Origin of the sequence: Streptomyces sp. NPDC086080, assembly GCF_044540255.1 — a bacterium.
GTDB lineage: Bacteria > Actinomycetota > Actinomycetes > Streptomycetales > Streptomycetaceae > Streptomyces.
In genome coordinates this window covers 47,488-62,684 of record NZ_JBITRU010000033.1, presented here as the reverse complement: position 1 = coordinate 62,684, position 15,197 = coordinate 47,488, and the positions used below count along the sequence as shown (strand labels likewise).

At 70.8% G+C, this 15,197-nt stretch carries 13 protein-coding genes; 5 read left to right on the top strand and 8 right to left on the bottom strand.

Going from position 1 to position 15,197, the window contains the following annotated elements; all coding sequences use genetic code 11:
* Positions 1-49: 49 nt before the first annotated feature.
* Together ACIF9R_RS30800 and ACIF9R_RS30795 are read right to left on the bottom strand one after the other, a co-directional pair.
* Positions 50-730 carry an RloB family protein gene (locus ACIF9R_RS30800; protein WP_399985680.1) on the bottom strand — a complete coding sequence of 227 codons (681 nt, stop codon included), beginning with the start codon at positions 728-730 and terminating at the stop codon, positions 50-52.
* Entirely contained in the window at positions 730-2,007 is a 1,278-nt protein-coding gene (locus ACIF9R_RS30795; protein WP_399985679.1) for an ATP/GTP-binding protein, read from the bottom strand. Before ACIF9R_RS30795 ends, ACIF9R_RS30800 begins: the two co-directional genes overlap by 1 nt.
* Positions 2,008-2,330: 323 nt before the next feature.
* Here ACIF9R_RS30795 and ACIF9R_RS30790 point away from each other — a divergent pair, with 323 nt between their 5' ends.
* Complete coding sequence (locus ACIF9R_RS30790; protein WP_399985678.1) at positions 2,331-2,501, top strand: hypothetical protein; 171 nt, start codon at positions 2,331-2,333, stop codon at positions 2,499-2,501.
* Between the two features lie 504 nt (positions 2,502-3,005).
* On the top strand, positions 3,006-3,275 hold the full coding sequence (locus tag ACIF9R_RS30785; protein ID WP_399985677.1) for a lactococcin 972 family bacteriocin: 270 nt from the start codon (positions 3,006-3,008) through the stop codon (positions 3,273-3,275).
* A gap of 1,255 nt (positions 3,276-4,530) precedes the next feature.
* On the opposite strand, the gene ACIF9R_RS30780 is transcribed toward ACIF9R_RS30785, so the two are convergent.
* Complete coding sequence (locus ACIF9R_RS30780) at positions 4,531-6,216, bottom strand: thiamine pyrophosphate-binding protein (RefSeq protein WP_399985676.1); 1,686 nt, start codon at positions 6,214-6,216, stop codon at positions 4,531-4,533.
* Positions 6,213-7,181, bottom strand: coding sequence for an agmatinase (gene speB, locus ACIF9R_RS30775; protein WP_399985675.1), 969 nt, complete (start codon positions 7,179-7,181; stop codon positions 6,213-6,215). The genes ACIF9R_RS30780 and speB overlap by 4 nt, the downstream gene beginning before the upstream one ends.
* A 128-nt stretch (positions 7,182-7,309) precedes the next feature.
* Here speB and ACIF9R_RS30770 point away from each other — a divergent pair, with 128 nt between their 5' ends.
* Both ACIF9R_RS30770 and ACIF9R_RS30765 read left to right on the top strand, forming a co-directional pair.
* Positions 7,310-8,860, top strand: a complete 1,551-nt coding sequence (locus tag ACIF9R_RS30770; protein ID WP_399985701.1) for a PucR family transcriptional regulator ligand-binding domain-containing protein — start codon at positions 7,310-7,312, stop codon at positions 8,858-8,860.
* 116 nt (positions 8,861-8,976) lie between these two features.
* A complete protein-coding gene (locus ACIF9R_RS30765) occupies positions 8,977-9,768 on the top strand; it encodes a phosphatase (RefSeq protein WP_399985674.1) in 792 nt (263 codons plus the stop codon).
* Positions 9,769-9,834: 66 nt separating this feature from the next.
* On the opposite strand, the gene ACIF9R_RS30760 is transcribed toward ACIF9R_RS30765, so the two are convergent.
* The 4 genes from ACIF9R_RS30760 to ACIF9R_RS30745 form a co-directional block, all read right to left on the bottom strand.
* Positions 9,835-10,455 (bottom strand): DUF4232 domain-containing protein, encoded by a 621-nt coding sequence (locus tag ACIF9R_RS30760; protein ID WP_399985673.1) that lies wholly within the window; start codon positions 10,453-10,455, stop codon positions 9,835-9,837.
* A gap of 177 nt (positions 10,456-10,632) precedes the next feature.
* Complete coding sequence (locus tag ACIF9R_RS30755) at positions 10,633-11,505, bottom strand: acyl-CoA thioesterase (RefSeq protein WP_399985672.1); 873 nt, start codon at positions 11,503-11,505, stop codon at positions 10,633-10,635.
* Between the two features lie 34 nt (positions 11,506-11,539).
* Positions 11,540-12,697 (bottom strand): acyl-CoA dehydrogenase family protein, encoded by a 1,158-nt coding sequence (locus ACIF9R_RS30750; RefSeq protein WP_399985671.1) that lies wholly within the window; start codon positions 12,695-12,697, stop codon positions 11,540-11,542.
* A gap of 175 nt (positions 12,698-12,872) precedes the next feature.
* A complete protein-coding gene (locus ACIF9R_RS30745) occupies positions 12,873-13,487 on the bottom strand; it encodes a TetR/AcrR family transcriptional regulator (RefSeq protein WP_399985670.1) in 615 nt (204 codons plus the stop codon).
* Positions 13,488-13,574: 87 nt separating this feature from the next.
* Between ACIF9R_RS30745 and ACIF9R_RS30740 the strand changes: the two genes are divergently transcribed.
* A complete protein-coding gene (locus ACIF9R_RS30740) occupies positions 13,575-15,191 on the top strand; it encodes a carboxyl transferase domain-containing protein (protein ID WP_399985669.1) in 1,617 nt (538 codons plus the stop codon).
* The last annotated feature ends 6 nt before the right edge of the window (positions 15,192-15,197 follow it).

The window sequence follows — 15,197 nt, the reverse complement described above, 5'->3', positions numbered from 1 at the left end:
CCCTGCTCGGGCCATACCGAAATCAGCGCGTGATCATGGCCGAGAAGGGTCAGTAGCTGTCGATGTGCAGCGCCTTCTCCACGAACTCGTGCACGTCCGTGTAAGGGTCCCTGTCCCACTTGCCCACATGCGCCGCGTGCTGGCCGTTCATCCGCTCGGCGTTCTTCCGAGCCGCCTTGTAGCGGCCCAGGACCTGCTCCGGCAGGACGACCTTGGGCGTCTTGGCGTCCTGGGAGCCCCGCTGGAACGGGAGCCGCCCGGCCGCCCCGTCGCACACCCCGCCGAACGAGCCGCTGACCGGTTTGTAGTGCGCGAGTCGCCACACCTCGAAGCACGGATGGGAGAAGGCGACGCCGATGCCCGCCCTCTCCGCCTCGTCCAGTGCGTCGCGGACGTACTTGTAGTTGTCGTGGTCGAAGAGGCACCAGAACTGAGGCAGGTACTTGGCCTCCAGCTTGGCCCGCTTCGCCTTGCGGTCCTCGTCGCGCTTCAGCCTGATCGCCTGCTCGACGAGGTCGAGCGGCTTACGCCCGCTGTCCGCCTTGCGGTTGGCGATGTGCATCTCCACCGGGACCTCGTCGGCGAGTGGGACGCCCCGGTCCTTGAGGATGTCCAAATACGAGGGTTCGGTCACCTTGCCCTCGGTGAAGATGAAGACCTGGCGCTTACGCTGCCCGCCCCGCCGGGCCGGACGCTCCCACGAGTCCCTGCCCTTCTGCGCCCGCCCCATCAGTCGCGCCCCGCCCCGTCCGCTCGCTCGCCTGTCCCGTCGTACGCGCCGGCCTCACGTGCCACCAGCAGCCGCCGCGCGATCTGCCCCTCCAGGAGAGCCGGAACCCCGCCGAAGGCCCCCGCGAGATAGGACTGCGTGAGGTCCTCGTCCTCGCCCGGCTCCGCATCGGTGAGCGGATACAGTTCGGTCGCCCCGTCCTTGTCCTTCTCCGTCAGCCACACCTGCGCCGGGTCGAGGAGCCGCTCGCCGCTCGGGGTGGTGAGCACCGTCGCGTCGTGCGACGTGAAAACCAGCTGGGCGCCCTTGGGGTTCGCGTACGGGTCGTGGAAGAGCCGGACGACCTCGGCCGCGAAGCGGGAGTGCAGGCTGGCGTCGAGTTCGTCGACGAGGAGGACCGCGCCCTCGTCGAGGGCGAGGAGCAGGGGGCCCAGGAGTGCGAACCAGGACCGGGTGCCGTAGGACTCCTCCTGCCAGTCGAAGGACACCTCCCCGGCACCCGAGTGGTGCGTCAGCTTCACCGTGTCCCGGCCCGGGCCGTCCTTGACGACCGTCGCTCCGGTGATGCCGAGGTCGGCGACCCTCAGAAGCTCCTGGATCCTGGTGGCCCTCGGGCCGGACAGCTCCTTCGTGGTGTACCGCGCGCGCTCGTCCCGCTCGACCTCCGGGCTGATCATCCAGAAGTTGCGGCGGAACCAGTGGAACAGCGGGGAGAGCTGCGGGTGGTTGTCCGTGCCGGCCGTGGAGAGCAGCAGCGCGTTCGGCCGCGTACGCCGTACGAGCTGGGCCCGGTCCTTGACCCGTCCGCCGGGCCACTTGAAGACGTCCGGCCGGGAGGCGTCACGGTCGAGCCATTCCTGGCGGTGGCCCTTCGGATAGCTGTGGAGCCATTCGGACTCGACACGCTTGGCGCCGAGTTCGAAGCCGTACGTCCAGCGGACCCCGTCGATGACGACATCGACCTCGAAGAAGGAGGGTTCGCTCTCGCTCTTGGGGTCCAGGGAGAAGACCTGGCGAGGGATGCCGTCGTAAGAGGCCCAGTGCGCGTAGGAGTTGAGGACCGCGTTACGCATGTCGGTCATCGCGGTCAGCACGTTGGACTTGCCGGAGGCGTTGGCCCCGAAAATGCCGATCAGCGGGAGCACGGAGAGGGATCCGCCGCCCACGAGATCCACCGGGTTCGCCGATGCGTCCTGCCCGTCGCCGGGCGCGACGAAGGACAGCTCCTGCTCATCACGCAGGGACCGTACGTTCGCGACGCGAAATCTCAGGAGCAAGCCGCCCTCCTCTCCGTGGTCAGGGTAGTCGCCGCGCAGGACGACGGCCCGGCCGGGAAGCCCGCGACCTCACGGAACATACCGTCGGCACGATCCCTTCCGCAGCCGATCGAGTGATCGACATCGCACACGCCACTCCCCCGGAGCGGGGAGAGCGGTCCGAGGGCCAGGCGCCGGTGTCACGAGCCCTCCGCTCCCCCGCGCAGTGGGGGTCGGTGCTCGGCCGGGAGTGCGCCGTCGAGCCTCGGGTTCGCCCCATCAGGTGGTGTGGGCCCCAGGCAGCGGTCGATCGGCCGTGGCCCGCCGGCAGTGGGTACCGCGACATGCCGCCGGGCCTCCACGACCACGTCGGCTCGTTCGTCGCGAGCACCCGGGCCTGCTTCGTCAAATGGCAGCCCGTCGAAAAGCGGGACGTCTTCAACGGCGACTTGCGTTCCCACTACCTCGGCGACTTCGGCGGCCGGATCGACGGGGTGGGTCCAGGCGGCTGCTGACCCGCCGGGCACGCTACCCGCACGGCGTCCTCGCGGAACTCCTTCGGATACGGCATGGGCACTGCAACTCCTTCCAGGCCGCTCTCAGCAAGCCAGGTCAGGTGTCACTTATCCGTACAGCAGTCCCTCCTGCGCTGATGAGTTGAGACGTCAATATCTCTCTCAACGGCACAAGAGCCTCATGAGTTGCGGGACACCAGCCGGTCACCCGATCAGTGGCCACTTTGAAAGAGCCTACCAAGCACTAAATGAGTATATAAATCCCACATATCAGGCGGCACCATTTTCAGCCAATTACTTGACTCCCTCTTTGTCAGGATGTGCAGGTCAGGGGAAGATCATCTGGAGCCCCGGGGGACGGGGCCATTAGGGAGGGGAATCACATGAAGAACTTCGGCAAAGTCTGCGGCTTTCGCTGTCGCGGGTGGGCTCCTGACCGTTGGCGTCCTTGCCGCCCCGGCCACTGCGCACAACGCGCCGGTTCTGGCCTCTGACACCATCACCGTGGAGATTCACACTCGAGGTGACGGCACCCAGCCGCCCGCGGAACTGGGAGACCCCGCAGAATGGGGCGTAGCGACAATCACGGACGCCACGGGAGACTTCACGGCGCAGACCGTCCTCAACATCGGTGGCGGCAAATGGAGCTACGGGAAGAACTACACTACCGACGGCCAGTACTGCTACTCGAACTACTACCACCCCTCGGTGATGCATGGGTCGACCGTGAAGTTGGCAGGGGGGGTCGAACAAGTCGGTGGAAGTCGCGGGTAGGTGGTCCTACGCCAACATGACCGCGGGCGCGGCGTACGTGTGCGAGACCTACTACGCCAAGTACTAGCCCTCTCCGCCCCCGGCGCCGAACGCCGCGGACGGAATCTCCCCCCGGGAGACTGACCAAAGAAATAGGGTCATGACAACCGCACCATCTACGCGTTCACGCGTTGTCCCTATAGCGACAGCCCTCGGGGCAGGCGCAATGCTCGGCATAGTCGGCCCATTCGCAAGTAAATTCGACAACCCGGCTCTCCAGGCGGTAGGCCTCGTTTTTTCCGTGGGATGGTCGTGGGCAGGCTTCGCTTTCCTGGTCGGCTACTCCCGGCGGTCAAGGATTGAGGCATCACTGCTGTCATCTTCAGCCCTGGTCGTGGGCGTAGCCGTCTATTACCTTTTCAAGTTTCTGAGTCCCAACATTCCGCCCGGAGGACATCTCATCTCTGGTGCGGGGGACGGTCTTATCTCCAGAGCCTTGCTCTGGAGCGTAGCTGCTTTCGTCGTCGGTGCACCCATTGGGTTCCTGGGGAGTTCGGCAAGAACGCCCGGCATCGGCGGTCTCGGGTTCCGCCTGCTTATACCGGTGATTGCCTTCGCCGAGGCATCCCTGCGACTAACAATGAAGGTGGGCGAATCGCAAGGCCAGGTCGTCGAAATGGTGTGGGTTTCGGTTCGCGCACTCTCGGTCGCGGCCGTCGTGCTTCTCGTGGGCCGAACAGCGTGGAGCCGGCGGCACGGCCGGGGCCCGCGACAATCTGTCCCATCGAGGCGGCGTGCATGAGTAACAAGTTCAAGTGACGTGTCCGATCCGGTCCGGCACGGTCATCACCACCCTTACATACCAGGGCGGACGTCTGCGGCGGAATATGCCCATCGCTCAAGCGGCAGCCCGCCCTTGGCGTACGCCCGCTTCGCGTGCGCCCCTCCCAAGGCGCCCATCAGACTGGATTGGATGCCGCTACCGTGATCGCCCGAAGGGGCCAATGACCGGAAGGCGCACGGTGGCACAGGCACAGGTGACGGGCGACGACGCCGACGAAGTGACCGCCGTGCTGGAGACCCTGCTGCCGCTGGTGCGCGCCTGAACGCCCCTCATCGCGGGAAGCCCCACCAAACTGAGCAAGCGCGGCCCGGGCCAGCGGGTCGCGTGTTCGAGCCGCTGCCCGCCGCTCCCGGCCCGGTCACCGTGGAGTGCGTCAACCGACATCATTCACAGCTCAGGACCTACTTTCGATACGCGCCCCGAGCGCCCCGCTCAGCCCAGGTGCGTCGGCGCGAACATCCGCAGGACGGCGGGGAGGACGACGACCGAGGGGCCCGGGGTGGACAGGGCCTTCGCGAGGTCCTGCTCAAGGGTCTCGGGGGTGGTGCGCAGGCCCGGGACTCCGAAGGACTCCGCCAGGGCCACGAAGTCGGGGCGGGTCAGGTCCGTCGCCGTGGGCTCGCCGAAGGCGTCGGTCATGTACTCGCGGAGGATGCCGTAGCCGCCGTCGTCGACGATCAGCCAGGTGACGTCCAGGTCGTGCTGGCGGGCGGTGGCGAGTTCGGCGATCGAGTACAGGGCGCCGCCGTCTCCCGAGACCGCGAGGACCGGGCGGGTGGGGTCGGCGACCGCCGCGCCGAGGGCGGCCGGGAAGCCGTAGCCGAGGCCGCCGGCGCCCTGGGCGGAGTGCAGGTGGTTGGGGCCCATGGCGTCAAACGCGGACCAGGCCCAGTAGGCCAGGATCGTCATGTCCCAGAAGGACGGCGAGCCGGTGGGCAGGGCGCGGCGGACGGCCGATAGGACCTGCTGTTCCAGGGTGAGTTCCTGCGCGGCGATTCGTTCGCGTACGCGGCGGAGCAGATCCTGTACCCGCTCCGGGGCGGTCGCGTCCTCGCGCGGTTCCACCGTCTCCAGGAGCGCCTGGAGGGCGAGGCGGGCGTCCGCGTGGATGCCGAGGCCCGGATGGTTGGACTCCAGTTTGCCGAGGTCGGCCTCGATCTGGATGACCCGGCCGTGGGGCCTGAAGGTGTGGTAGTTGGAGGAGAGTTCGCCGAGTCCGGAGCCGACGACGAGGAGCACGTCGGCGTCTTCCAGGAAGTCGGTGGTGTGGCGGTCCTCCAGCCAGGACTGGAGTGAGAGCGGGTGCGTCCAGGGGAAGGCGCCCTTGCCGCCCGGGGTGGTGACCACCGGGGCCTGGATCCGCTCGGCGAGCCGCCTCAGCTTGCCGGAGGCGTCGGAGCGGACCACTCCCCCGCCCGCGATGATCGCCGGACGGTCGGCGCCGGCCAGCAAGTGGGCGGCGAGGGCGGTGAGTTCGGGACGCGGGGGCAGCTCGTCCGGGGTGGCGTCCATCGCTGTCACCACCGGCAGCACCGTCCGGGCGAGCAGCACGTCCTGCGGGATCTCCACCCACACCGGTCCGTGCGGGACGGTCAGCGCCGACTTCCACGCCGCCGCGATCGCCGAGGGGATCTGGGACGCCGTACGCACCGTGTGGACGGACTTGACCACACCACGGAACGAGGCCGACTGGTCGGGGAGTTCGTGCAGGTAGCCGTGGCGGCCGCCACCGAGGCCCGGCGTCGGGATCTGGCTGCTGATCGCCAGCACGGGGGCGGAGGCGGCCGCCGCCTCCTGGAGCGCGGGCAGCGAGGTCAGGGCGCCCGGCCCGGTCGACAGCAGCAGCGGGGCCGCCTCGCCGGTGATCCGGCCGTACGCGTCCGCCGCGAACCCGGCGTTGTTCTCCATCCGCAGGCCGATGTGGCGCAGGCCGGAGCGGCGCAGGGCGTCGAACATGCCGAGGGCGTGCTGGCCGGGCAGGCCGAAGACGGTGGCCGCGCCGAGCCCGGCCAGGGTCTCCACGACCAGGTCCCCGCCGGTGCGGCCGGGGGGAGGATTCAGCGCGGCATCCGTCTGCGCGGCGGTCGGGCGGAGCACCAGGTCGTGGTCGTGGGTCACTGCGCGCGGGCCTCCGCAATCCGGCGGGACATGATCGTGGTCAGCTCGTACGCGGTGTGGGACGCGGCGACCGAGGTGATCTCGGCGTGATCGTACGCGGGCGCCACCTCGACGACGTCCGCCGAGACCAGGTTGCAGGAGGCGAGTCCGCGCAGGATCTCCAGGACCTCACGGGAGGTCATGCCGCCGGCCTCGGGGGTGCCGGTGCCGGGGGCGTGGGCGGGGTCCAGGCAGTCGATGTCGATGGAGATGTACAGCGGGCGGTCACCGACGCGCTGGCGGAGCTGGTCGGCGACCTCGTCGGCGCCGCGCCGGTAGACGTCGGCGGAGGTGACGATGCCGAAGCCCATCTTCTCGTCGTCGGTGAGGTCCTGCCTGCCGTACAGCGGGCCGCGCGTCCCGACGTGGGAGAGGGCGGAGGTGTCGAGGATGCCCTCCTCCACGGCCCGGCGGAACGGGGTGCCGTGGGTGTACTCGGCGCCGAAGTAGGTGTCCCAGGTGTCGAGGTGGGCGTCGAAGTGGAGCAGGGCGACCGGGCCGTGCTTCTTCGCCACCGAACGGAGCAGCGGCAGGGCGATGGTGTGGTCGCCGCCGAGGGTCATCAGGCGGGCGCCGGTGCCGAGCAGCTCGTCGGCGGCGGCCTCGACCGTCTCCACGGCCTCGTTGATGTCGAACGGGTTCACGGCGATGTCACCGCCGTCCGCGACCTGGGCGAGGGCGAAGGGGGAGGCGTCCTGCGCGGGGTTGTAGGGGCGCAGCAGCCGGGACGCCTCGCGGATGGCGTTGCCGCCGAAGCGGGCGCCGGGCCGGTAGGAGACGCCCGAGTCGAACGGCACGCCCACCACGGCGACATCGGCGCGGCCCACCTCGTCGAGCCGGGGCAGCCGGGCGAAGGTGGCGGGCCCTGCGTACCGCGGGACGCGCGAGGAGTCGACGGGGCCGCGGGGCGTCTCGTTACCGCTCATGGGCGTACTGCCTTCTTCCTGCTCTGCACCGTGCGTACGTTCCGACCCTAAGGGGGCGGAAAGCACCTGCGAAGTGTACGTTTCATCCATTCCCGTCGCGAGGAGTGGAGGAAGTGTCCAGCATGTCGATGCCGGATCCCGTGGTTCCGCCGACGCCGCCCGTGCGCCTGGACGCGCTGCTGGCGCGCGAGGACCTCGGCCTGCGCCGGATCGCCGGACCGGACGACCCCGGCACCGTCGTCCGCTGGGCGCAGGCGTCGGAGATGGCGGACCCGTACCCCTATCTGCTGGGCGGGGAGCTGCTGCTGTCGGCGGGTGTGCACATCCCGGACGGGGCCGGTCCCGGGTACTTCGACGCCTACGTCTCCCGGATCGTGGCGGCGGGCGGCGCGGCACTCGGTTTCGGCCTGGCGCCGGTCCACGAGACGGTACCCGCGGCGCTGGCGGAGGCGTGCGACATGCACGGGCTGCCGCTGCTGGAGGTGCCGCCCCGGACCACGTTCTCGGGGGTGGCGCGGGCGGTCTGGCAGTTGATGGAGCGGGAACGCACGGCGGAGCTGCGCCGGGTCGCGGAGGCCCAGCAGAGCCTCGCCACGGCAGCGGCCCACCCGGACCCGGTCCGCCCGGTGCTCCACCAACTGGCCCGGCGGCTCGGCGGCTGGGCCGTCCTCCTCGCCCCGGACACCACCGAGATCGCCGCGTCGGGAACGCCCCCGCCCTTCGACGCGCGGCAGGCCCTGGCCGACCTGGCCAAGGTGGTCCACCCCGCCCCGGCGGACGGCGACACCCCGCCGGAGACGGGCGGCAGGGGCGCGGCGGCACCCGGCGAACCCCGGCACGGGACACGTACGCGCGCACCCGTCCCCGCCTCCGCCAGTGACACCGTCACCGGCACCCACCTCGCCGCCTACGCCCTCGGCCCCGGACGCGGACGCGGATGCGTCCTCGGCGTGGCCTCACCGCGGCGCTCCCCCGGCGACCACACCATCGCCTCCGTCGCCGCCGTCCTGCTCTCCCTCCTCACCGGCGACCGGCACGGCCCCACCGGCACGGCCCGCTCCTCGGCCCTGGTACGCCTGCTGCTGGGCGCGGCGCCCGAGGACGTGGCGCCCCTGCTCGGCGCCGGGCGGCTTCGGGTCGTCCACGCCCGGCCGGACGGCCCCGCGGCACCCGACGCCCTCGCCGCCTCCGCCCTGGGCACGGCCCTCGGGTCGTCCCTGGTGGACCCGGCCGGTGAGGTCGTCCGCGTGCTGATCCCGGCCGACCGGACGGTCGAGCCGCTGCCCGGCTGGACCCTCGGCGTCAGCCCGGCCGCCGCCCCGCCCGACTGGCCCGCCGCGGAGACCCGGGCCGCCCGCGCCCTGGCCCGGGCCCGCGCCACCCGCGCACCGCTGGTCCGGCACGGCGACCGCCCCGCCCTCACCGACCTCGTCCCGCCGCGGGACGCGGACGCCCACGCCCGTGCGCTGCTCGCGCCGATAGCGGCCGCGCCCGCCCTCACCGACACCTTGCGCACCTGGCTGTCCCTGCACGGCAGTTGGGACCGTACGGCGGTGGCGTTGTCCGTGCACCGCAACACCGTGCGGCAGCGCATCGCGCGGTGCGCGGCGCTGCTGGAGGCCGATCTGGACGACCCGGACGTACGGATGGAGCTGTGGTTCGCGCTGCGGGACACCTGAAGCCCCCCGGTGGACCGGTGCTGAGTATCCGTACGGAGTCACGTGAGTACGTGACGCACATCCCAGCGCGCGATACGCCAGGGACGCCCACAGGGCGCTGCTCCACAATGGGAGGCATGCCGATACCCGGGACACCCAGCCGCGCCGAACTCGTCGAACACCTGGTCGCCACCCGCATCGCGGGCGATGTCGCCACGCCGCGCGAGAACAACCTCTCCCACTACCGCAAGCTGGCGAACGGCGACCGCCACTTCTGGCTCGGCCTGGACCTCGGCGACCGCTGGACCGATGAGCAGGACGTGCTCGCGGTGATGGCGGAGCGGGTCGGCGTCAGCGACGACGCCGAGCACCGGTACGGGCAGGACACCATCGACCCGGAGCTGACGGTGTCCGGCCTGGAACGCATGGCCGGGCGGCTGCGCAAGGCGGCGGAGGGTCGGCAGCGGGTGCTGTTCGCCACCGGCCACCCGGGCGGACTCCTTGACGTGCACCGCGCGACGGCGGCGGCACTGCGGGCGGCCGGCTGCGGGATCGTGGTCATCCCGGAGGGGCTGACCACGGACGAGGGGTACGTGATGCAGTTCGCAGACGTGGCGGTGCTGGAGCACGGTGCCACGCTGTGGCACACCCACTCCGGGGAGCCGATGAAGGCCATCCTGACCGCTCTGGAGCGTGAGGGCCGCCCGCTGCCCGACCTGGTCGTCGCCGACCACGGATGGGCGGGCGCCGCGGGCCAGTACGGCGTGGACTCCGTCGGCTACGCCGACTGCAACGACCCGGCCCTGTTCCTCGCCGAGTCCGAGGGCACCGTCCAGGTCACGGTTCCCCTGGACGACCACGTCACCAGCCCCCGCCACTACGACCCGATGACGGCGTACCTGTTGGCGGAGGCCGGTCTGGCGCAGTGAAACGCCCTCGTCGGCCGGGGGCGGGGGAACCCCGCGGCCGACGAGGGCGGCTGGTGGACGCGCGGGTCAGTTGATGAACGGAACGGCGTCGGCGGCGTCGGCGTGCCAGTTGGTGGCGATGGGCCGGTCGACCGTGGCGGTGTCGGGGAGGCGGAGCGTGACGGCGTTCTCCTCGTCACCGGCGACCGAGAGGTGGAGCCGGTTGAACTGGATGCCGTTGTTGTTGTTGGTGCTCTTGGGGCTGATGCCGGCGTAAGCGGCGGTGGAGCCGCCGAGGACGACGTCGTCGCTGACGCTGTGCTCGGCGGGCGAGACCGCGGTGTGGGGGGAGGAGCCGAAGGAGGCGGAGGGGAACACACCCTCCAGGTGGCAGACGATGCCGCGCTTGGCCTTGGCGGTGACCAGGTAGTAGCCGCCCGCCTGCGTCTTGGTCGTGACCTTGAAGTTCAGGTCGCTGGTCGCGCAGGGCCGGGTGGTGGAGCCGCCGCTGTCGGCGGTGGCCGTGGCGGTGGCGGCGCCACCGAGGGCGAGTGCGGCGACGGCGGCCAGGGCGAAGCGGGCGGAGCGGGTGGAGCGGGTGGAGCGGGTGGCGAAGCGTGAACGCACGGTGTTCTCCAGGGTGTTCCGTGGTGGATCGTCCGGCGGGCTGCCGGGGACGACCGCAGCGTGTGCCGTGATCCGTCCCACCCGCCACCTCGAACGCCCAGTACGGGACGCCGGAACGCTGGAACGACCGCTGACCAGCGCGTACACCTCCGGCATGGAACGGTCGACCGGGACGCGAGCCGGACGTGGTGTCCGCGCGGGACGCGCGCGGACACCGCTTCCGCGCACCCTGGAGGGCGGAGAACGTCCGGCGCCGGCTCAGGAGCGCGGAACGCGGACCACTCCCTCCTGAATGACCGAGACCGCGAGCCTGCCGTCCTGGGTGTAGATGCGGGCCTGACCCAGGCCCCGGCCGCCGTGGGCCGACGGGGACTGCTGGTCGTACAGCAGCCACTCGTCGGCGCGGAACGGGCGGTGGAACCACATCGCGTGGTCCAGGGACGCGCCGACGACATCGCCGACGGCCCAGCCGCCGCGCCCGTGGGCGAGGAGGATGGAGTCGAGGAGCGTCATGTCGGAGACGTACGTGGCGAGGACGACGTGCAGCAGGGGGTCGTCGCTGTCGAGCTTGCCGTTGGTGCGGAACCAGACCTGGGAGTGCGGTTCGCGCGGCTCGCCGAAGCGGCCGTAGGGAGGGTCGTCGACGTAGCGCAGGTCGACCGCCGCGCGGGCGCCGAGGTAGCGGTGCACGATCTCGGGGGCGAGGTGCGGGTAGCCGCGCAGCCGCTCCTCGGAGGTCGGCAGTGTCTCCGGGTCCGGTGCGGGCGGCATCGGGGCCTGGTGGTCGAGGCCCTCCTCGTACGCCTGGAAGGACGCCGAGAGGTGGAAGATCGGCTTTCCGTGCTGGACCGCCACCACGCGCCGCGTGGTGAAGGAGCGGCCGTCCCGGATCCGGTCGACGGTGTAGACGATGGGCGCGCCGGGGTCACCGATGCGCAGGAAGTACGCGTGCAGCGAGTGGGCGGGCCGGTTCGCGGGGACGGTGCGCCCCGCGGCGACCAGTGCCTGCGCCGCCACCTGCCCCCCGAAGACGCGGGGGACGGCGGAGGCGCGGGACTGGCCGCGGAAGATGTTCTCCTCGATCTGCTCGAGGTCGAGCAGATCGAGGAGCTCCTGGAGTGCCGTGCTCATGGAACCAGTTGCATGGGGCAGGATGTCCGGGGCCTCAGAGGCCCATGTCCTTGGCGATGATCGACTTCATGATCTCGCTGGTGCCGCCGTAGATGCGGTTGACCCGGTTGTCCGCGTACAGGCGGGCGATCGGGTACTCGTTCATGTAGCCGTAGCCGCCGTGCAGCTGGAGGCAGCGGTCGATGACACGGTGGGCGACCTCGGTGCAGAACAACTTGGCGCCGGCGGCCTCGGCGGGGGTGAGTTCGCCGGCGTCCAGGGCCTCGGTGGCGCGGTCGGCGACGGCCTCGGCGGCGTCCACCTCGGCCTGGCAGGCGGCCAGCTCGAACTTGGTGTTCTGGAAGTGGGCGACCGGCTTGCCGAAGACGGTGCGCTCCTGCACGTAACTCTTGGCGAAGCGGACCGCGGCCTTGGCCTGCGCGTAGGCGCCGAAGGCGATGCCCCAGCGCTCGGAGGCCAGGTTGTGGCCGAGGTAGGAGAAGCCCTTGTTCTCCTCGCCGAGCAGGTCCTCGACGGGCACCTTGACGTCGACGAACGCCAGCTCGGCGGTGTCGGAGGTCTTCAGGCCGAGCTTGTCGAGCTTGCGGCCCACCGAGTAGCCCTCGGACTTGGTGTCCACGGCGAACAGGGAGATGCCGTGGCGGCGGTCCTCGGCCGTCGGGGCGGCGGTGCGGGCGCAGACGATCACCTTGTCGGCGTGGACGCCGCCGGTGATGAAGGTCTTGGCGCCGTTGAGGACGTAGTGGGTGCCGTCCTCGCTGAGCTTGGCGGTGGTCTTCATGCCCGCGAGGTCGGAGCCGGTGCCCGGCTCGGTCATCGCGATGGCCCACATCTCCTCGCCGGAGACGAACTTCGGCAGGAAGCGCTTCTTCTGCTCGTCGGTGGCGAGCATCTTGATGTAGGGCAGGGCGAGCAGCACGTGCACGCCTGAGCCGCCGAACTGGACGCCCGCGCGGGCGGTCTCCTCGTAGAGGACGGCCTCGAACTTGTGGGTGTCCATGCCCGCGCCGCCGAACTCCTCGGGCACGCTGATGCCGAAGATGCCCAGCTCACCGAGCTTGTAGTAGAAGTCGCGCGGCGCCTGGCCCGCCGCGAACCACTCGTCGTAGACGGGAACGACCTCGGCCTCGATGAAGGCGCGGATGGTCTCCCGGAACGCCTCGTGATCCTCGTTGAAAACCGTACGGCGCACTTCCGCCACCCTTCTCCGCGCCTGGACCGGCGCCGCTCTCGCGCACGTGGTTGCTCGCCGCGGGGTTCCTCGACCAATGGCCGCGGCCCTCATGGCTAAGCGCTTGCTCATCCAAGATACCGGCGAGTATCCACAGCCGTCCAGGGTGGAGGGACCGCAGGGACCGTAACGCTCGTCACCCCGCCGTGGGCCGGCCCGCGCCCGCCGCGGCGAAGGCGCCCCGGGCCATCCGGTGCAGCAGCTCGGCGGTTCCGGCCCGGCCGGGCAGGGAGCCGGGGCGGGTCAGGTGCGGGGTCGAGTTGAGCAGGCCGAACACCGAGTGCACGGCCGAGCGGGCGTCCGGCTCGGCCAGCTCCGGGTACAGCTCGCGCACCACCTCCACCCACAGCTCCACGTACTGCCGCTGCAACTGGCGGACCAGCTTGCGGTCGCTGTCCGGGAGGCGGTCCAGCTCACGGTCGTGCAGGGTGATGAGGGGACGGTCGTCGAGCGCGAAGTCGATGTGCCCCTCGATCAGCGAGTCGAGGACCGCCTCGGGGGCCGACACCTCCCCGGCCTCCTGCAGACGCCGCTTGGCCCCGGTCAGCAACTGGCCGCTGATCCCCACCAACAGCTCCGCGAGCATCGCGTCCTTGCCCGGGAAGTGCCGGTAGAGCCCGGGTCCGCTGATGCCGACCGCGGCGCCTATCTCGTCGACCCCGACGCCGTGGAACCCGCGCTCGGCGAAGAGCCGGGCGGCCTCCTTGAGGATCTGCTCGCGGCGGGTGGGGGCGTCGGTTCTGGTGGCCATGAGGACGATTCTAGACAGGGAGGTTAGCGGTCGTTAACCTGGAGGAAATGCGTTAACGCTCATTAACAAGGTGAGGGGACCCGCAGGATGCATGAGGCACCGGAGCTTCACAGCGCGGCAGATCCCGCGTCGGAGGCCTTTCGGGCCAACGAGGAGGCGCACCGCACCCTCGTCGAGGAGCTGCGCGGCAAGCTGGCCGCGGCGGCGCTCGGCGGCGGTGAGCGGGCGCGGGCGCGGCACACCGCGCGGGGGAAGCTGCTCCCGCGCGAGCGCGTGGACACGCTCCTCGACCCCGGCTCGCCCTTCCTGGAGCTGGCCCCGCTGGCGGCCGACGGGATGTACGAGGGGCAGGCCCCGGCGGCCGGCGTGATCGCCGGCATCGGCCGGGTCTCCGGCCGTGAGTGCGTCGTCGTGGCCAACGACGCCACCGTCAAGGGCGGTACGTACTACCCGATGACGGTGAAGAAGCACCTGCGGGCGCAGGAGGTGGCCCTCGACAACCGGCTCCCCTGTGTCTGTCTGGTGGACTCCGGCGGCGCGTTCCTGCCGATGCAGGACGAGGTGTTCCCGGACCGGGACCACTTCGGGCGGATCTTCTACAACCAGGCCCGGATGTCCGGCGCCGGCATCCCGCAGATCGCGGCGGTGCTCGGCTCGTGCACGGCGGGCGGGGCGTACGTCCCGGCGATGAGCGACGAGGCGGTGATCGTCCGCAACCAGGGCACGATCTTCCTCGGCGGCCCGCCCCTGGTGAAGGCGGCGACCGGCGAGGTGGTCACGGCGGAGGAGCTGGGCGGCGGGGAGGTCCACGCGCGGGTGTCGGGTGTGACCGACCATCTCGCGGAGGACGACGCGCACGCGCTCAGGATCGTGCGCACCATCGTCTCGACGCTCCCCGCGCGGGGCTCCCTCCCCTGGGCCGTCGAGCCCGCCGTCGAGCCCAAGGTGGACCCCGCCGGGCTGTACGGGGCGGTGCCGGTCGACTCCCGCACCCCCTATGACGTGCGCGAGGTCGTCGCGCGGGTCGTGGACGGCTCCCGTTTCGCGGAGTTCAAGCCGGAGTTCGGGCAGACCCTGGTCACCGGCTTCGCGCGGATCCACGGGCACCCGGTGGGGATCGTCGCCAACAACGGCATCCTGTTCTCCGAGTCCGCCCAGAAGGGCGCCCACTTCATCGAGCTGTGCGACCAGCGCGGCATCCCGCTGGTGTTCCTGCAGAACATCTCGGGCTTCATGGTCGGCCGGGACTACGAGGCGGGCGGCATCGCCAAGCACGGCGCCAAGATGGTCACCGCGGTCGCCTGCACGCGCGTACCGAAGCTGACGGTGGTGGTCGGCGGGTCGTACGGGGCGGGCAACTACTCGATGTGCGGCCGGGCGTACTCCCCCCGCTTCCTGTGGATGTGGCCGGGTGCCAAGATCTCGGTGATGGGCGGTGAGCAGGCCGCCTCCGTCCTCGCGACCGTCAAGCGGGACCAGCTGGAGGCGCGCGGCGAGGAGTGGCCGGCCGAGGACGAGGACGCCTTCAAGGCCCCGATCCGCGCTCAGTACGAGCGTCAGGGGAACGCCTACTACGCGACGGCCCGCCTCTGGGACGACGGCGTGATCGACCCGATGGACACCCGGCAGGTACTGGGCCTGGCTCTGACCGCGTGCGCCAACGCGCCCCTGGGTGATCCCCAGTTCGGCGTCTTCCGGATGTGAGGGGAC